This window comes from Pirellulales bacterium, from assembly GCA_035939775.1.
In the GTDB taxonomy this organism is placed as follows: Bacteria; Planctomycetota; Planctomycetia; order Pirellulales; family DATAWG01; genus DASZFO01.
This window is the reverse complement of sequence record DASZFO010000245.1, coordinates 46,740-64,495: the sequence shown is the minus strand read 5'-3', so window position 1 is coordinate 64,495 and position 17,756 is coordinate 46,740. Positions and strand designations below refer to the sequence as shown.

At 61.6% G+C, this 17,756-nt stretch carries 17 protein-coding genes and 1 tRNA gene; 9 read left to right on the top strand and 9 right to left on the bottom strand.

Annotated features, from left to right (window positions below; genetic code table 11):
* The first annotated feature begins 268 nt into the window (after window positions 1-268).
* Entirely contained in the window at window positions 269-676 is a 408-nt protein-coding gene (locus tag VGY55_15455; GenBank protein HEV2971370.1) for an Rrf2 family transcriptional regulator, read from the top strand.
* Window positions 677-703: 27 nt separating this feature from the next.
* Here the strand turns inward: VGY55_15455 and dnaA are convergent, their stop codons facing one another.
* Window positions 704-2,194 (bottom strand): chromosomal replication initiator protein DnaA, encoded by a 1,491-nt coding sequence (dnaA, locus tag VGY55_15450; protein ID HEV2971369.1) that lies wholly within the window; start codon window positions 2,192-2,194, stop codon window positions 704-706.
* Between the two features lie 152 nt (window positions 2,195-2,346).
* On the opposite strand from dnaA, the gene VGY55_15445 reads away from it, so the two are divergent.
* Complete coding sequence (locus VGY55_15445) at window positions 2,347-2,559, top strand: hypothetical protein (protein ID HEV2971368.1); 213 nt, start codon at window positions 2,347-2,349, stop codon at window positions 2,557-2,559.
* Between the two features lie 143 nt (window positions 2,560-2,702).
* Here the strand turns inward: VGY55_15445 and VGY55_15440 are convergent, their stop codons facing one another.
* Window positions 2,703-3,638, bottom strand: a complete 936-nt coding sequence (locus VGY55_15440) for a GNAT family N-acetyltransferase (GenBank protein ID HEV2971367.1) — start codon at window positions 3,636-3,638, stop codon at window positions 2,703-2,705.
* 173 nt (window positions 3,639-3,811) lie between these two features.
* Between VGY55_15440 and VGY55_15435 the strand changes: the two genes are divergently transcribed.
* The gene (locus VGY55_15435; GenBank protein ID HEV2971366.1) at window positions 3,812-4,864 is read left to right on the top strand and encodes a PDZ domain-containing protein; all 1,053 of its coding nucleotides are present in this window, start codon (window positions 3,812-3,814) and stop codon (window positions 4,862-4,864) included.
* 1 nt (window position 4,865) lies between these two features.
* Here VGY55_15435 and VGY55_15430 read toward each other — a convergent pair whose 3' ends face one another.
* From VGY55_15430 to VGY55_15415, 4 genes are all read right to left on the bottom strand, one after another.
* Window positions 4,866-5,546: a DUF6690 family protein gene (locus VGY55_15430; protein ID HEV2971365.1), complete on the bottom strand. Its 681-nt coding sequence runs from the start codon at window positions 5,544-5,546 to the stop codon at window positions 4,866-4,868.
* A 214-nt stretch (window positions 5,547-5,760) separates the two neighbouring features.
* The gene (locus tag VGY55_15425; protein HEV2971364.1) at window positions 5,761-9,096 is read right to left on the bottom strand and encodes an efflux RND transporter permease subunit; all 3,336 of its coding nucleotides are present in this window, start codon (window positions 9,094-9,096) and stop codon (window positions 5,761-5,763) included.
* 136 nt (window positions 9,097-9,232) lie between these two features.
* Window positions 9,233-10,615: an efflux RND transporter periplasmic adaptor subunit gene (locus VGY55_15420; GenBank protein HEV2971363.1), complete on the bottom strand. Its 1,383-nt coding sequence runs from the start codon at window positions 10,613-10,615 to the stop codon at window positions 9,233-9,235.
* Between the two features lie 115 nt (window positions 10,616-10,730).
* The gene (locus VGY55_15415) at window positions 10,731-12,317 is read right to left on the bottom strand and encodes a TolC family protein (GenBank protein HEV2971362.1); all 1,587 of its coding nucleotides are present in this window, start codon (window positions 12,315-12,317) and stop codon (window positions 10,731-10,733) included.
* A 242-nt stretch (window positions 12,318-12,559) separates the two neighbouring features.
* Between VGY55_15415 and VGY55_15410 the strand changes: the two genes are divergently transcribed.
* A complete protein-coding gene (locus VGY55_15410; GenBank protein ID HEV2971361.1) occupies window positions 12,560-13,195 on the top strand; it encodes an isoprenylcysteine carboxylmethyltransferase family protein in 636 nt (211 codons plus the stop codon).
* Window positions 13,196-13,413: 218 nt separating this feature from the next.
* Window positions 13,414-13,977, top strand: a complete 564-nt coding sequence (locus VGY55_15405) for a Uma2 family endonuclease (protein HEV2971360.1) — start codon at window positions 13,414-13,416, stop codon at window positions 13,975-13,977.
* Window positions 13,978-14,021: 44 nt separating this feature from the next.
* Here the strand turns inward: VGY55_15405 and rplU are convergent, their stop codons facing one another.
* Window positions 14,022-14,342 (bottom strand): 50S ribosomal protein L21, encoded by a 321-nt coding sequence (rplU, locus tag VGY55_15400; protein HEV2971359.1) that lies wholly within the window; start codon window positions 14,340-14,342, stop codon window positions 14,022-14,024.
* Window positions 14,343-14,576: 234 nt separating this feature from the next.
* Window positions 14,577-14,789, bottom strand: coding sequence for a hypothetical protein (locus VGY55_15395; protein ID HEV2971358.1), 213 nt, complete (start codon window positions 14,787-14,789; stop codon window positions 14,577-14,579).
* A gap of 518 nt (window positions 14,790-15,307) precedes the next feature.
* On the opposite strand from VGY55_15395, the gene VGY55_15390 reads away from it, so the two are divergent.
* Together VGY55_15390 and VGY55_15385 are read left to right on the top strand one after the other, a co-directional pair.
* Window positions 15,308-15,389 (top strand) — tRNA-Ser (locus VGY55_15390).
* Between the two features lie 610 nt (window positions 15,390-15,999).
* Window positions 16,000-16,140: a hypothetical protein gene (locus VGY55_15385; protein ID HEV2971357.1), complete on the top strand. Its 141-nt coding sequence runs from the start codon at window positions 16,000-16,002 to the stop codon at window positions 16,138-16,140.
* Window positions 16,141-16,487: 347 nt separating this feature from the next.
* Here the strand turns inward: VGY55_15385 and VGY55_15380 are convergent, their stop codons facing one another.
* On the bottom strand, window positions 16,488-16,616 hold the full coding sequence (locus VGY55_15380; protein ID HEV2971356.1) for a hypothetical protein: 129 nt from the start codon (window positions 16,614-16,616) through the stop codon (window positions 16,488-16,490).
* Between the two features lie 58 nt (window positions 16,617-16,674).
* On the opposite strand from VGY55_15380, the gene VGY55_15375 reads away from it, so the two are divergent.
* Together VGY55_15375 and VGY55_15370 are read left to right on the top strand one after the other, a co-directional pair.
* A complete protein-coding gene (locus VGY55_15375) occupies window positions 16,675-16,887 on the top strand; it encodes a putative molybdenum carrier protein (protein ID HEV2971355.1) in 213 nt (70 codons plus the stop codon).
* A 243-nt stretch (window positions 16,888-17,130) separates the two neighbouring features.
* The gene (locus VGY55_15370) at window positions 17,131-17,688 is read left to right on the top strand and encodes an ECF-type sigma factor (GenBank protein HEV2971354.1); all 558 of its coding nucleotides are present in this window, start codon (window positions 17,131-17,133) and stop codon (window positions 17,686-17,688) included.
* Window positions 17,689-17,756 lie beyond the last annotated feature (68 nt).

Here is a 17,756-nt window from a genome sequence, read left to right as displayed (position 1 = left end):
GCAGATTCGTTAGAGCCGGGTTGCTCACATCGGGCCACTTGTCGGGCCGTCAGGTCGTATCGGCGTCGGAACGGGCGGGGCCGTTTCGCCGAATTCTTTCGGCGCAACGCGGTTTTGGAGCGAAAGAAGAGGCGCTTATCGACTTTTCACTCCATTGCGCGATCCAGGTCGGCGAGCAAGTAACGGACGCAGGGAGTCGCGTCTGACGGCTTTTTCGTGAAAGCCGGCCCGGCCTCGGTCACGGTGGCAAACTCGAAGGTTACCACCCATGAAGTTGTCGCGAACGGCCGGTTACGCACTGCAAGCCACGTTGCAGTTGGCCAAAGCGGAATCGAATTTACCCGTGCCCTGCAGCCAGTTAGCCGCCGAAGGGGGAATGCCCGAGCGGTTTCTTTTGCAGATCCTAAGGAACCTAGTGACGCACGGAATTCTCCATTCCGCCCGCGGCGTGGACGGCGGCTACCGGCTCGACCGGAAGCCGGAAGAAATCTCGCTCTTGGAAGTGATCGAGGCGGTGGACGGGCCATTGAGTGCGAGTGCCCCCGTTGTCGAAGGCTTTCCCGAAGGGCCGCGCGCCAAGCTCCGCGAAGCCCTCGACCACGTGACGACGATGGCCCGAGACCAACTCGGTCAAATCAAACTCTCGAATCTATTGAGAAAGCCGTCCAGCGCGTGATTTTGGTCTGAGGCCGGCCCCTGCACGTCATGCCGTCTTGAACTGATCCTCGACACGGCGGATTGCGTCCTCGACACTCCAGTTCTTTCCGGTCAATTCGATCGTCGACTGCATGGCGACCCAGCCGTCCACGGTTTTCTGCGCCGAGATGACGGTGCTGTGACTGCGGCGGCCGAAATGCTCGCCGATCTCGGTGAGCGCGGATCGCGTGTGCTTGCGGGCCAGCCACATGGCGAGCATCCGCGGCTGGCTGACGCTCTTCGCCCGCCGCCCCGATTGCAGCGTCTCTGGCCCGAGTCCGAAGACGTTGCAAACCGCCTTGTCGATATCGGCCAGCCGGACGGCCCGCGGATTATGCCGAATCATTTCCGCCAAGGCCTCTTCAGCCAGGGCTCGGGTGAGCGGTTGCCGCCAAATGCGTCCGGCCGCCTCCAATCGGTTGAGCGCGCCGAGGAGTTCACGGGCATGCGAAGTCAACTGCATGGCGATGAATTCGGCCACGTCGCCGGCCAATTCGAAGCCCATTCTGGCGGCGAACTGCTGCAAGATGCCCAATCGTGTTTGAAAATCGGGCCGTTCCATGCCGCAGCTCATGCCCGACGCCAGTCGTGCGGTTAGCTCGTCGCTCAATTCGTGAAGGGCGTTTGGCGGGCGGTCGGCCGACAAAACGAGCTGGCTTCCCTGGCGCAGCAGCGTGTCCGTCGTGTAGAGCAATTCGCCGATCGTGGCCCGTTTGCCGGCAAAGAATTGCACGTCGTCGATGATAAGCAGCTCGACTCCCCGATACTTGCGGCGGAAATTCGGCAGACCGCTGCCGTGCAAGGCGTCGAGGAAGTACGTCGTGAACTGCTCTGCCGTGAGATACACGGCCTGGACGCGCGGATTGTGTCGCCGGGCGGCGGTCCAAATGCCCTCTAGCAAATGCGTTTTCCCGACGCCCGTTGGGCCGTAGACGAATAGCGGGGAGAACCTCCCCGGTTGCTCGGCCGCCATTTGCGCCGCGGTGTGAGCGAAACGATTCGATTTTCCGACGATAAAGGAATCCAGCGCGGCGAATCGCCGCCGAGACGCGGACGGGGGATCGTCCAATCCGTTTCGACCCGCCGCGCGCGGCGTTCGATCGACTTCCCCGTCCGCTTGCGCTCCCAGCGCATCGGCGGGAGATTCCGCGACAGCTACTGCGGAATCGTCGTTTCCGCTGAATTCGGCGGCTCGATTGCACGCTCGGCCTTGTCGCGCCGCACGCCGATTATTCTGGTCCGTCATGGCGAGCGTCTCGTCCACGCGAAATTCGATCGCCACGACCCTGCCGACGACCTCGGCGGCGGTCTCCTCGATCTCGCGGCGAAAATGCGAGCGGACCCAATCTTGGGCAAACCGGCTCGGCAATCCGATCGAGAGCGTGTCGCGATGCAAGTTGAGCCGAGCCTGGTCGCCCAACCAAAGATCGAACCGTTCCTGTCCCACTTTTTCGGCCAAATGCGCCCGCAGGGCCGACACGATTTCCTTATCGTCCATGGTCACTTCCTTGAGCGACGGATCAACGTCGATCGCGGCGCGCGGTATCTCCGCAACCGTACCGACGGTGAAGAATTCAGAATTGCCACCCAGCCAAGCAATGCGGGATGGCGGGGAAGAGAAACCGCCGCCAACCCAACGGGAGGTTGTCGTTGTTGGTCGAGCAGCCGATTGTACGACTGCTAGCATCGCTGTCAAACATTTGGCTTGATGCGCGATGCGCGCACTTTGAGTTAGGAAAACGTGAGGACGAAAATCACTCGCAAATCGTTGGGAATTGGCGCTGCCGGGAAGTCGGAAATTTTTTTTTCATGATGTGGATTGGCGTGGAAAAAATGTTCGGTTTTGACACGCTGCCGGACTGATCGCGCCAGAACAGTCGCCACAAGTTGTTTACCATCAATAGGTTGAGATTGCCTCTGCAGCGCCGCTGAGACGCAAGGCACAAATCCTCTCATCGGCGAGCGCCAGATTCCTCGGCAATCTGCGGCTCGATTCAGGTCCGCCGTCACGCCAATCGTTTGAGCCACACGTTCCGGCGATCCCAGCCGACGAATCCGGCCGCTGCGTAGCCACGCAGCGCCGGTTCATTCGCGGCGTCGACGGCCAGCACCAACCGCTCGGCGCCGGCTTGGCCAGCCAACCACTGGGCATGCCGCGTGGCGGCGACTCCAAAACCCTCGCCGCGAGCCTCAGGAACGATTCCCATGTAGACCAATTCCCAAAGCTGGTGCTCAGCGTGGTTGGCTAATAGTAGACAGCCAACATCGCGCGCGCCGTGCCGGACCAGAAGCCAATTGGCTGGATCAAATTGGCCGACCCCTCGGTAGCCTTCCAAGACCTCTTGAATCGGACGCACGCCATTCATGCGCGGGCAATCGCAGGTCGCAAGGTAAGTCCGCTCAACGACGGCTTCGAATCGGGCTACCGAGCCAGCAGAAAACGACTCGAATTCCAGACCGTCCGATGGTGCGTCAGACGGAAATGAGCTGGCTGGGCTAACCAGGTAGAGTAGATCGGCAATATGCTCGAATCCCGCGGTCCTCAGGCGCCCTGCCTCACGTTCGGCGTCGGTCGGTAGCAACGCCTGGATCATTCGAGATTTGGCGCGGACGGCGAGTTCGATGGTTGCCGTCAGCAGCTTTTGAGCCACGGCATCCGCCTGGCTCCCCGCATTCGCGGCAGCTTGTGGCGGCCAAAGATTGGCGACTCGCCCAACCTGAAGTTGTAGCCACACAGCGCCCACGCGAGAATCGTTTGATAAGGCCTCGAGCAGACCTGCCGCGGTGATCGGCTCGGCGCGAAATTGATCCAACGATGCCTCCAATTGCCTGCCGCGCATATCCTCCGGCAAACCCTGAAACAGCAGCTTCAAGGCATCTGTCCAAGCCTCCGGCACGGCGGATCGAATGACAATTTCGCTCGGCTCGATGATTGGCGTCATTCCCGCAGGATAGGCGAGACAGGGGACGGTGTCACGACGAAACATTTCCGAAAGACTATAATCGTGGTAGGGGTCCCGTGGCCGATGCCGCCAGCGTCGGCTTTGAAATTCGCTGACGTCCGACCCATTCTGCAAATGCCACGTTCTCTCAATGCCGTCGAGGAGACCGTCCGATGACCAGTTCATTCGCTAAGCCGCCTTGTCTCGTGATCTTTGCCGTCTGGTTCCTCACCGCATTTGCCGGCGTAGCGCGCTCGCAAGAGGGTTCGGCGGGGCCATCCGCTCCGAAGGCCGACGCGCCCCCCGTCGCGCCCAAACCGATTGAGCCGGGTTATCTAGGGCTGCTTACCGACGATCGCCAGGATGCCGGAAAAGGAGTCCGCGTGATGGAGGCAGTCGGCGGCAGCCCAGCCGAGAAAGCAGGACTCAAGCCGGGCGACCTGATTACCGGCATCGACGGCAAGCCCGTGCAGAGCAATGCCGATATGGGCGCCGCGATCGGATCGCTCCCGCCGGGGAGCGAAGTCTCGTTCGACATTGATCGCGATGGGCAGAAGCAAAAGTTCCGCGTAAGTCTGGGCCAACGACCGCCAGTCGGCGAGCGGCGATTCGAGCAATTTGGCCCCGTCACGGAAACGCTTCCACCGCCGTCAGCGCCCGGCCCGGCGCCGGGTCCGGTTTCGGGCGAGCCGCCGGTCTTGGGCGGCCCGCGACCTGTGACCCGAGGAGATGCGGGTGAAGCGCCGCGAGTCGAATTGGGCCGCCGTCCGCTTTTGGGAGTGCGCACTCAGACGGTGACCGAGGACATCCGCCGCCGTTTGCGGCTCCCCGCGGCATCGGGTGCGCTGGTCGCCTCGCGCACGCTTGGTTCGCCGGCGGAGAAAGCCGGCATCCCGATCGATTCGGTGATCGTGGCCGTGAACGGAGCACCTGTGGAATCACCGCTCGATCTGGCTCGGCTCATCTCCCAGGCGGCCATTCGTGCGCCAGTCGAGATCAGCTATATCTTCGACGGCGAATCGCGGCGCGCGAAGGTCGTGCTCGACGAAGCCCGCAACTCCGGCCCCGTCCCTCCGCTCGGCGCGCCGCTGCCAGCCGCCCCGGCGCCGCTGCCGGACAACCCCGCGCCGGCAAACAGCGACAGATCGGACTTCGACGCCCTGCAACACCGCGTGCAGGAACTTGAAGAGCGCGTTCGCCAGCTTGAACAAGCGGCCAAGAAGTGAGTTATTTCCCGCTCGTGTCGTTCATCGCCAGCAGCACTTCGAAGCGGGCGAGCGGCTCGTTGGCGCGGACGATGCGAGCCGGGCGGATGTGCAGCTCGCTGAGCGGGCTGCCGTTCCAGCGAATCTGGTAGAGGTACAGATTCGGGTCACTGCTCGTCTGCTGCTTGAATCCATAGCGCTCGGTGAGATAAGCGATCAGCTTGCGGGCATCGCCGGTCGTGCCCTGAAATGTGATTCGCTGGCAGCGCTGCCGCTTGTTGAAATAGTAAGTGAGCGAGCCGGCCAAATCGTCATCGCGCGTGCCCGTCACCAGCGCCACGCGATAGCCTTGCAAGTCTTCGTCCGGCAGGCCGGCCGTGACGCGCGGCCAGCGCCCGAGAATCCAAGGAGAAGTCACGTCGAATCGCAACGCTTCGGCCAGACCGACCAGCGGCGGAGTGGGGGCCGCGTCGGGCCCGTTGGGAGTGACGGCGCCGAACACCGGACTATTGAGTCCGGCCAGATTACTGAGGCCGGTCGCGTTGCCGTCGGGCGCGGTCGGATCGGCGGCGGACGGCGTCGCTTCAGTTGAGCCGGCGCGGCTTGAAAGCCACTGGCTCGTCTTGTTCCATTCCGTGCTTAAGTAGGGAATGCCGACTGCCGCGCATAACACGAGAAAATAAAACATGCTGCGGCGAAACATGGCGGCCTCCAAAGAGCGCCTAACAAATTCGGCTGGGAGAAGGGGACAGTCCCCGTTTTGCTTCGCCGGCCATCGCGGCGATGGTGCCCGCGCAAAAGGGGGGCAGTCCCCGCCGAATTTGCTAGACGCTTGAAAACGTCCGGCTTCAATTGGTGAAGATCGGTTTTCCGGCCGGCAAACCTTGCCGCTGCCGTCGCACTTTGCCGCAGCTTGCCTAACCGGCAGTTTCCGCAAGATCGGGTGGCGAAGTCCGCTCTAATTCAGTCGTTTCGCGTGGTCTCTTGAGCACGAGATAACCGACCGGGATGATCATTCGCGTGAAGAGCATGTTCGCCAGCAGCCCGCCGATCACGGCGATGGCCAGAGGCCGCTGCATTTGAGCGCCCGGCCCGCCGCCGGGGCCGACGCCAATATCGAGCGCCAGCGGCAACAGGCCAAGAATCGCTGCCAGCGAGGTCATCAGGATCGGGCGGAAGCGCACGCGGCCAGCGTGCAGCAGCGCGGGCATCAATTGCCACCCTTCGGCCAGAAGCTGCTCGATGTACTCGATCAAGATGATTCCATTCTTGACATCCAGCCCGACGAGCAAGATAGCCCCCATATAGCTTGAAATGTTTAGAGGCGTGCCGGTGATCCAGAGCGCGAACATCGCCGACCCCAGCGACAGCGGCTGCGTCAAAAAGATCAACAGCGGCAGCACGAGCGACCGAAACTGAAAGGCCAAGAGCAGGAACACGAGCGCCGTGGCAACCACGAGCATCGTCGCCAGGCTTTGGAACGATGCAAGCTGGCTTTCATATTCCCCCGCCAATTCGATTCGATAGCCGGCCGGGAGCGTTTTCCCCAACACAGCGAGCTTGGGCTGAATCGCTTTGACGACGGCCCCCAGCCGATCGGCGTTTTCCATGTCTCCGGTGACATCGATGCCAGGTTGCTGATTCTCGCGCCAGACTTCCGTCGGCGTGCGGCGAGGGCTGAAAGTGACGAACTGTTCCAGCGGCGCGACCTTGCCCGACGGCGTCGAGATCGGCAAATTCCCCAGCCGATCGAGATTCGAGCGCAGCGCGTCGGATAAGCGAACGCGGATGTTGAGCAGCCGCTCGCCCGAGGCGACCGTGTTCGTCACTTGCCCGAAGAGCGCGGTGCGAACCTGGTCCTGAATCTGGCTGGCCGAGAGCCCGACAGCGGCCGCCTGCACCGGATCGACCTTGAAAAAAACGTCGGCGTTTCCCTCGTGGACCTTGTCGTCGGAATCAGTAAGCCCCGCGTCTTTGACCTCTTTTGAATCGAGAATCTCTCCCGCCTTTTCGGCCAGCGACCGCAGCACCGCATAGTCGGGACCGAAGATTTTGATCTCGATCGGCTTGCCGGCGCCGGCCAAATCGTTCAGCTCGTCTTGCATCACCTGGATCGTTTCGACATGCTGGATCGCCGGATAGCGATGCTCCACCTCCTTGCGGACATCGTCCATAATCTTGTTGATCGCGGGGCGATCGGCGCGATCCACCAGCACGACGCTGAAATCCCCGCGAAACATCTGCGTGGCGAAAAAGCCGTTCTCGGCGCCCGTGCGGCGAGTGTATGCGGCGACGTACTTGTTTTCGCGAAGAATCTCTTCGATCTTGCCCGCCATCCGATCGGTCTCTTCCAGCGACGTTCCCTCGGGCATGAAGTAGTCGAGGATGAATGTCCCTTCGTCCATATTCGGAAGCAGCCCCGATTCCAATCGCCCGTAGAGCAACCACATGAGCGGAATCACTGCCAACGCGGCCACCAACACCGTCTTCCGCCAATGGAGCGCTAGCCGCAAAACCCGTTCGTAGGCGTTCGCGAACCAATTGAATATTTTGCCTGGCTCGGGGACGGAGCCCGGCTTGAGCACTCGCGCCGAAACCACGGGAATCAACGTCAGGCTGAGCACCATCGACACCAGCACCGCGATGCAAAGAGCCATGCTCAATGACGTGAAAAACTGGCCGACCATGCCGGAGATGAAGGCCAGCGGCACGAACACGGTGACGGTCGTTAACGTGGAGCCGACAACCGCCCCGGTGATCTCGCGCGACGCGGCATCGACGGCGGCCGCCGCGGAATCGATTCCAGCTCGCCCTACAACTTTCGCGTGCGGCGCGATGCGTCCGGTCCCCTCTCCCTCTGGGAGAGGGCTAGGGTGAGAGGGATTGCCAGTCGACTCCTGCGGACCCTCACTCCGACCCTCTCCCAGAGGGAGAGGGAGAAGCGCATGTGCGACATTCCCGCTGTGCGCGCCCCTGCCGCCGTGCGCGGTGGCGCGCGCGCTTAGGTGCCGGCAGATGTTCTCGATCACCACGACCGTGTCGTCGATGATCAGCCCGATCGCGACTGCAAGTCCGCCCATCGACATAAGATTCAAGCTCTGGTTGAACCCATGCAGGAACAAGAACGTGATGGCGATCGAAACGGGAATCGTTACCGCCGAGATTAGCGTCGCTCTCCAACTGCGGAGGAATAGCAACAAAACGAGGACGCTGCCGCAGCCGCCGATCAAGATCGCGTCGCGCACGTTGGCGACCGATTCGCGCACGAATTGCGCCTGGTTATAAACGATGTGCATCTCGATATTCGGCGGCACGAGCGGGCGGAGCCGCTTCAGTTCCTCCTCGAGCGCCGAGGCGACCGTGAGCGTGTTTCCGCCGAGCCGCCGAAAGATGCTGACCGACACGACCGGCGTCTGCTCGCGACGGCGATTCATTCCGGAGACGGCTTGCGTGCGGTCTTCGTGCCACAGTCGGACGCGGGCCAGATCGTCGACGCGCAGCTTGCCGCCGGCCTTGGGCGCAATCACTTGCTGCGCGATTTGGTCCGGCGTGTTCGAGATCGACTGGCCGAGGATCCCCAGGGCCTGATGGTCCCAATCGATCTTGCCGGCTGCTTGGATCGCGTTGCCGGATTGAAGTTGCTGGCAGAAATCATCGAGCGACAATCCGGCGGCGGCGAGCGCGTCCGGATCCGGCTCGACGACAATCTCGCGCTCGTCGCCGCCCAGGATCGTGACATAGGCCACATCCGGAAGCCGCTTGATGAGCGGTCGCAACGAATAGGTCGCGTAGTCTTTGAGCATTGCCGGGCTCGAGCCGCCACTCAAATCGAGCGTGATGATCGGGAACACCGACGGCGTTTGTTGCTCGACGATAAGCGCGGTCCCCTTCGGCAGATCGGCCGACATGGTGGCGATCCTCCCGCGGATGCTTTCAAGCGCCGAGCGCATGTCGGCATCCGCGGAAAACATGACCGATAGCTGAGACGAGCCGCGAATCGTGGTGGACTGCACGCGCTCGACTCCGGCCACCGTGCTGACTGCATTCTCGAGCGGCCGGCTGACGGAAATCTCCATCAAGTCGATCGACGTGCCAGGAAGCTCGGCGATGACCGCGATTCGCGGAAATGTCACTTCCGGGTAGACGCTGTTGGGCATCCGTAGCATTGCTACGACGCCCGCCCCCGCCACGAGCGCCGTCAGGAGCAGCATCACTCCGAAGTATTGGCGCGATTTGGCGGCGAGATTGAACATCGGAAGTCGGAATTCGGGGATCGGGCGGCGGAGGTCGGAGAGAAGCTGGTATGCCGCGGCATAGGCAATGGATCAGAGGTGCATGAGTTTAGCCGCGACCCGAAGCGACGCGGAGGTGAGCGCGGGGTGGAGTACTTCACTTGTCGTCCTTGTCTTTCGTCATTGGCGCCGATTCCGATTTGTCTGGCGATTCTTTCGTCTCTTTTTTCTCATCGCTCGTGGTCTTCAATTCGGCGCCGTCTGGCAGGAAATAGTTTCCAGCGGTTACGACCAGGGCTCCCTCAGAGAGTCCTTCTCCTTCCACTTGAACGAGATCGCCGCTGCGGACGCCGCGTTTGACCGGCATCCGGCGACCGACCAGCTTGTCTCCCTTCTTTTCGGCGACGAACAAATACGGATCGTCAGTCTCCTCGATCACTGCCGCTCGGGGCACGGCCAAGACGTTTTCCAAATGGCGGACGACGATGCGAGCACGAACGTGCAGCCCCGAGCGCAACCGCTCCTGCGGGTTTTCCGCGACCAGTGTTACCGGAAAGCTGCCGCTGCCGGGCTCGATCTCTTGCCCAACGAACGTGACCTTGCCCGCAAGCGATTGCGGCGAGGCCTCATCACCCCACGCGATCGTCGCCTGCTGCCCGACCTGAATCAAATGAATCCGCTTCGCGGGAACCGCGGCGTCGAGCCCGATCTGTCGCAAATCCGTCACCGTGGCGATCGGAGTTCCAACGGCAAGGCTCTGACCGAGAAAGACCGAGACCTGTCCGAGCCGGCCGGCGATGGGTGAGCGAATCTTGCATAGTTCCAATTGCGTTTGTGCCGCCGTGAGGTCGGCCTCGGCCGCCCTGACCTTCGCCCGAAGTTCGGCAACCTTACGCGCGGCCGGCAACTCGCTCAATTCGGCGAGGTGCGCCTCGGCGGCATGTTTGTCGGACCGGGCGCGTTCGACGGCCGTCGCCGCATCGGCCAGAGACGCCGAACCGACGAGCCGCTCGCCGGCTTCCTGAAGCCGCTCGAGCTGCTTCTCATCCGCCTTGAGTGCCGACTCAGCGGAGGCGAATGCGGCTTCGGCCGCCTGAAGCTGTTGCGGACGAGAAACATTCTGGGCTGCGGCCGCGGCCTGCGCTTCGGCCAAGGCACCCTCCGCCTTGGCCACGCCGGCGCGAGCTAGATTGTCGTCAAGTCGAACGATTACCTGCCGCTCCGTGACCATCTGTCCTTCAACGGCGGTCGGCGGGTCGGTAACGCCGTTCAAAGTGTGAACGCCGGAATCGTTCTGTTCTGGTTCGCTCGCCGCTGGCAAGATCTGAGCGACGCGCCCTTCGATCGCGGTCGTCACTCGAGCGGTGCGGCTTCGCAATGGCTGAGTTGTGCCGAGGACCTCGACCGTGTCGTCGATCGCCGTGCGTACGACCGGTTGCAGTTCAACTTGGACGACGGGTTTGGCCGAAACTTCGTCCTCCGGCGCCCCTTCCTTGGCGTTCTGCCGGCACCCGGCGAGCAAAAGTATGCCGACACACACGGCAAAGCGCGCGCCGCTCGTTCCCAGGCTCTGCCCGGGAACGCACTGCCGACACGGCTCTGCCGCGCGACCGGTAAATGTCGAGGGCGCTAACAGATCCACGGCACGAAAAATCTCACGGCTTAGCTCGCTCCGGTTTGCTCGGTTCAGGCAGCAGAGCTGGGTGTGACGATTCACTAGGAGCACTTTCAGTGGGAAGGAGTCGGCCGGAGAGTATCTCTAGATCAATCCGCCGCAGGACCATCTGATTCTGCGCTTCGAGCAACTGTTGCCGGGCCGCCAAATGTCGCCGCCGCAATTCGACCAGCTTCAGCAAGTCGATCTGCCCTGCGGCTAGCAACTTTTCGGCATCCTGCAAATGGCGCTCGCTGGCCGGCAGTGCCTCGTTCGCAAGGGTTGCCGCCAGCCGCCGGGCATCTTCGTATTGTTGCCAGGCCGCTAGAACTGCCATCTTAACCTTGAGCCGACTCTGTTCCAACTCGGTGGCCGCTTTTGCCCGCTCGGCCTCCGCCTGCAAGACTTCCCCTTCTCTCTTGTTGTATACCTGCAATGGCACCTGAAGCGTTGCTCCGATAAAGAAAGTCTTATTTTCGTCGATTTCCATCGCGGGGCCGAAGGTGACATCGGCCTTTTGATTGGCAATCGCCAAGCCGACGACCGCATCGGCCTGCTGCAGGGCGGCGGTCTTGGCGAAGATTTCCGGCCGCGTCGCCAGAGCAGCTTGAACCAGCGTGTTCAAACTCGGCGACGCCGCTTGTTGAGGCAGTTTCAGGTCTCCCTGCGGCTCGAGCTGCACCACTTCGGCGATCCCTAAAGTGGAGCGGAGTTCCAATCGGGCTGTGCGCAACTCGCTTTCCGCGACCATTTCCGCCTGTCGCGAATCGAGGGCCTCTTGCTCCGCGATCACGACATCCGCGCCGCTTACTTTCGCGGCCTGCAACAGTGAGTGAGCATTGGCGGCAAGTTGAACGTTCAACGCGACGGTCTCGCGCGATAAGTCCAGCTTCTGCCGCGCCAGGAGCACCGCCTGAAACTTGCGATACACATCTGCAGTGAGATCGAGTTCCCGGCCGCGCAACTCCCATCCGGTGCGCTGCACGCCGGCGCTGGCTTGGCCGCGGCGGAAACCTCCCTTGCCCCCCGTCTCGATTTCCTGCAGCAAACTGTACGATTGCCTGATGTGCTGCGCTAAGCCAAAATTGTCGGCCGCCTGAATCTGCGATTCAAATGTCGGATTGAATGGATACGTGTTGGCCGTGACGCGCTGTGCCTCGGCCACGGCCACATCCTGACGATTTACTACCAGATCGGGATTCTGTGCCAAGGCGATCGCCAGCGCCTCGTCGATCGTGATCGCTCGCGAGGCAATCGGCAACGCGAGCGGCGAAATCGGCTCCGGGACCATCGGATTCGGTGGGCCCGCGGAGAGTTCCATCGCCGAACTCGACGCCGGATCGCTTTGGGCCAACTGCGGCATCCGGATTTGGATCGCCGTTTTGCCCGGAGAATTAAACGACGCCAGGCGGACGCTATCGTCGGCCGCGGCGTGCTTCGCTTCGGCCCGAATCGATTGCGGCGGCGGAATCGCGACTTTGGAAAACTGCGGCGGCTGGGAAAAGCTCAGCGGCTGCGCGGCCGGAGGCGCGCTCTGGCAACCCGCCAGCGCAATGATCGAGAGCACTCCCCAGCGTCGGACAATCATCGATTTTCCAGGCGAATTCTCGGGAAATCCGAACCATGTGCAGCACCGCGGCGACGAATCGCCCCCCGTCAATTGTCATCGGTAAGTTGGGGGAAACAAATCGAGTCAAACGGATTTACTGCCTTTGACACATCTTGCCTAAGCGGGTACCTTTCGGCACTTTGACATTCGGCCACCTCTCAAACGCTGGGGCCGACTCGAACAACCCGATTTACAACGGCCCGCCAAGGACGGTGCGCCCAATGAGTGTGGCTGCCTCTGTTGTCACAAAACGGCGAAACTGGTGGGTGCGCTCGCGCGCCTGGATCGCCATTCTGATCATCGCTCCGTTCGCGGTGGCAACCGTCCTTTCGCCGCCGGGAGCGCCGGAAGGTTCGTGGACCGACATCGAATTCGACTTCGCCGGCTGGATGCTCTTCATGGTGGGCGCCGCGTTTCGCTGGTGGGCGACATTCTATATCGGCGGGCGGAAGCTCGACATGGTGGTCGCCGATGGGCCCTACTCCATCTGCCGCAATCCGCTTTACGTCGGCACCTTTCTGATGGGAATTGGGATCGCTTTCTTTCTCCAGTCGCTGACATTTGCAATCGGTTTCGGGCTGGCCGCGGTTTTCTACCTCGGTGTGACCGTGCCCGCCGAGGAAATCTTGCTGCGCCAAAAGTTTGGGCAGACGTTCTTGGACTATTGCCGAAGAGTCCCGCGCTACCTGCCGCGGCTGCGGAACTTTCAATCGCCGGCCAAATTCCCGCTCAACATCCGCGGGCTGCGGGCCGAAGGTCTGCGCAGCGCCCGGTGGATCTGGCTGCCCGTGCTATGCGAAATCGTCGCCCACTTGCGCACGGAAGAATGGTGGCCGCGGCTGTTGCATCTGCCGTGACGCGGACGAACGAACGCTCCTCGGTTCGTAGGCCCTCAGCGCGCGGCCCGTGATCGCACGGAAAGAAGGGACCATCCCGCTTTTCGCGCTTGCCTGCGCCCCTGCCTCCGCCGCGCACGCTATAATAAATCGGGCTCGACTGCGGAGCATCTGGCGGGTTGAACGAAGAACGGCCTTTATGCGCGAACGCGACGTTTGTACGCTGCGAGAGGACCAAAATGAGCGCGATTGCAAAACTGTCTCTTAAGGAATACGAGCGGATCGTTGCGACCGGCGTCTTCGACGGCAAGAACCGGCGACGGCTCGAATTGATCCGAGGAGAACTCCGCGAAATGAATCCGATCGGTCCGGACCACTGCACTATTGTCGACCGGTTGGCCGAGTGGAGCTTCGACAGCGCACCCCGTGCGAAGGTCCGGGTTCGCGTGCAAAACCCACTGGCCTTCGAGACTGTCGACAGCGAACCGGAACCCGACATCGTCTGGGCGAAGCGCAAGGACTATGCCGCCGGACATCCGATTGCCGATGACGTGTTGCTGCTGATCGAAGTCGCCGTGTCCAGCCTCGACAATGACCGCGGCGAGAAGTCAGAGGTCTATGCCGACGTGGGAATCCAAGAATACTGGATCGTCAATGTCGTTGAGCGCACCATCGAGGTGCGGCGCGATCCGGAGGGTGGCCACTATCGCAGCGTGCGGTCATTCCGCGCCGGAGAAACAGTGCAGCCGCTGGCGGCGCCGAATGCTCGTCTGAGCGTCGATTCACTGTTCGCGGAATCTTGAGCGGCCGAGCGGATTGAATCCGCCGCGGGCCGGAAGCAACTAGATCAGTTCGACGTCAGGCTGATCTTATTGATCTTCACCTTGGTGTGAAGCTGCCGATGGCCGTTGCGGCGGCGGGAATTCTTGCGGCGACGGAACCACTGAATGACGAGCTTGGGGCCCTGCACCAGCCCGACCACCTCGGCCGTCACGCTCGCGCCGCCCAGATGCGGTTTGCCGAATTGCAGCTTGCCGCCGTCGCCAACCGCCACGACCTGCTCGAATTTCAACTGAGTTCCGGCCGAAACGCTGCGGTAGTCGAGATCGACCAACTGGCCCTCTTCGACTTTGTATTGGCGTCCGCCGTCGGTGATGATCGCGTACATTGGGTTTACAAATGTGATTGGGGTGGCATAGGAATCCGGCATTTTAGCCGTCTGCCGCCGAGCCGTCGAGTGCCATCCAGATGGCAGATCCGGGATTTCTGAATAAAAATAGGGGCGGCAAGAGGTCATTGCCGCGGAGTACTATGAACGGACATCCGCACTTTGCATCGACACGTCTTTCGCCGTCGCAGCCGAAGACGAGTTTCTCGCGGTTCTGAGGTTGCCCCGGCGCTTCTAGTGGCCATCGGCTTCGCGCATGCGCAATGAAATGCGCGCTAGGCCGCCGATGACAGGAACGAGTTGCCGCTTGAGTTCCGCGCGCTTTTCTGCCGGGAGTTGAGCGGCCTGCTGCTCATAGACGATCAGGTTGTCCTCGACGGTCTCGCCATCGCCGTCGAAGGAAGCTGCCAACGATTCCACGCATAGCCAGAATCGGTTGCCGGGCATCATTCGCGCCTCCATTCCTTTGGCCCACTTCCTGCATCCGCGAATATAAACAGCAAATCACCTGCCGTTTGGTCTGAAAACGACCATAATCATGGCGCGCGTTTCGCACCGTCGCCAATTTTCAAAAATCGTGACATCCGAAGCTCGACTTAACGCAGCGGTCCATGACTGTCTGGACAATTTCCAGCCGGGTCGGTCGGTTATTGCGCATTTGGCAGTTCATCTGGAAAGACTGCGAAGGGACCCGAGTTGGTCCGACGAAGAGATCAAAGGAGTCGAATTGCGAATACGCTGGATTTTGGGGCAGCTCGTAAATGCTGACGACTAATCCGGCGGACGATGAATCACGTCGCCGCGCGGCCAAGTTTGACCGCACCTCTCACTTGCCCAGGGCCGACAGCAGCGTTGATCGGCCTCCGAAATCGATCGTAGCCACCGCCGGCAACGCAACTCGTTTGATGGCGGCGCCGCGTTGAACGACGCAAATCGACGTGGTACCATTGGAAACGAGCCGATTCGGAGGGTAAGCGAATGGCTAGCGGCCACACTGGAAATGTGGTGCCGGGAAACCGGTTGCGGGTTCGAGCCCCGTGCCCTCCGCTGCGGAAGAGGCTCCCGTCAAATAGTTTCCGGCGATGGGTCCACAGAGCCAGTCCCCTCCGAATGAGGGGATTTTCGCCGACTTTTACCTGAACTTTTACCTAAATTGGGAAACGCCCGCCACAACTCGTCGGCCACATCGTCAGCGTCCTGGTCGACGTAGTATTTGAGCGTCGTCTCGATCGATCTGTGCTGCATCAAGAGTTGTAACGTGGCGGGCTTGGCCCGGGAGGCCCAGCGGCGGACAAAATGATGGGAGGCAACTCGGCCGCCGCGCTGGGGATGATCTTGCAGATTCGCGACTCCCGCACCGAGAACCCGCTGCTGGCATGTCTGGACCATTAGTTCAACGCGCGCAGCGCGGTGGAGACAAGCTCGCTGCCGGGCATTATGTTCGGGACGGTGCTCGCCGCTAACGCCTTCGGTTCGCGGGTCGGTGTCGCCATTGGTTTCAATCATGGTCCGTCCACTGGGCGAGACAATGATTTCGATCGTCCGCGTCATGCGGCACCTTCGGCAATCTGAACGGTCAGCTTGATCGAACCGTCGGTGAGCGCTTGCTCGCTGACGGTATTCCCTTTCCTGCGGGACGCGGAGTGGTTTCGACTTGATGGCGTTGCTCCTCGAGCACTGGCCTGGTCGGCAAGGCGAGCAAGAGCGGTTCGTCCGCCACGAGTTCACGCACCAGCAATTCGCTGAGCGCCGCATCGTCCGGCTCGGACTTGTGGGCGCCGCGCAGAACGAAGAATGACAGCACCCGGGGAAGCGCGCAGGCGGCCAGGACGACGGTTCCCGTCAGGGCATTGGCGGTGATCGGATCCCGGACCCGCTCGGCGGCGATCGCCCGCCGCTCGTCTTCCAGTACAGAGCGTTGCTGGTCGAGATGTCCGCGCTGGGCGTCGATGCCCTATTGCACGCCCTGCTGGGATTCGACCTGCCGGGCCATCTCCCGGTTCTGCTCGGCATGGCGGGCGGCGGCTTCTTGCGAAAGTCTCGCCACGCGCGCGTGATCCGAATCGCAGCGATTCGCCGCGACAACCAGGATCCCGAATATCAGAAGCCGCAACACTCAATACAATTTCATGGTTCCTTTCCTCTTCAATGGGCCAACAGTCGTGCCAGCAGTCGCTGCAAGGCCCTGCGAAGCCGCACTTCGCGCACCAGCGCGATCGAGACGACTCGCAGGGCGAGCGAGCTGCTCACCGAAACAACAACGATGGTGTTCAATGGGCAGGTCTCCTTCGGAAAGACTTGGGTGCGGAGGCGGCGCCGCAGCTAGTGATAAATGTCATCTATTGTGATTCGATCCGGCGGGCAGACGGGAGTCGATCGAGCGGTGCTCGACTTCGCCGTGCGATTTCGCCTGAACTACGGAGGCTGGAGCCAGCGCGGCAGTTGCGCCGAAGACTTTCTGGTGCCTCCGGACTTGCTGGCGATCCGTCCCCGACCAAACCGGCTCCCGCCACCGGGTGCGACCGAAATGCACTGGCCCCCTTGATTTTCCTACAGCTTTCGCAGCGGCGGTCGATCCGACCGACACACTTTCGATCCGCGCGGCCGGACGGAGGCGGCCATTGCCGAACCCTCGGTGATCTCTGAGTCTACGGTGACCCTCAAATCGCGATGCGGACGTCAGGTCGTCATCCCTGCGGCGACTGTGGCGGGCCAACTCGTGGCGGTTGAACGAGTGAGCGGGTAAACTCAAGCTGGTTACCACACGGTCTCAATTCTGGCGGCGCCGATGAACGAAGTTACCCGAATCCTATCCGCCGTTGATCAAGGCGATCAACACGCCACCGAGCAGCTCTTGCCGCTCGTCTATGACGAGTTGCGGAAGTTGGCCGCAGTGAGGTTAGCTCAGGAGAAGCCAGGGCAGACATTGCAGGCAACTGCGCTGGTCCACGATGCCTACCTTAAGTTGGTTGATACGGACAAAGCTCAGCACTGGAATAGCCGCGGGCATTTCTTCGGAGCCGCGGCCGAGGCGATGCGTCGGATACTGGTCGATCAGGCGCGCCGCAAGCAGGCTCACAAGCGCGGCGGCCAGGGTCGCCGTGTCACTCTGGACGCAGCCGACATTGGCTTTACCTCGCCGGCTGACGAGCTTCTGAACATCGATGAGGCCCTAACTCGTTTGGACACCGAGGATCCCCAGGCCGCCCGTTTAATTCAGCTACGCTACTTCGCTGGATTATCGATCGAGGACGCTGCCGAAGTAGTCGGTATCTCGCGTTCAACCGCCTACGAACACTGGTCCTACGCGCGGGTTCGCCTCAGGACCTTGCTAGACGCTGAGTGATCGGCCCGCGGGATGAAATCTTAATCTCGTTGCTTTTCTTCCGGACGAATCGGAAGTCCAATCCGCAC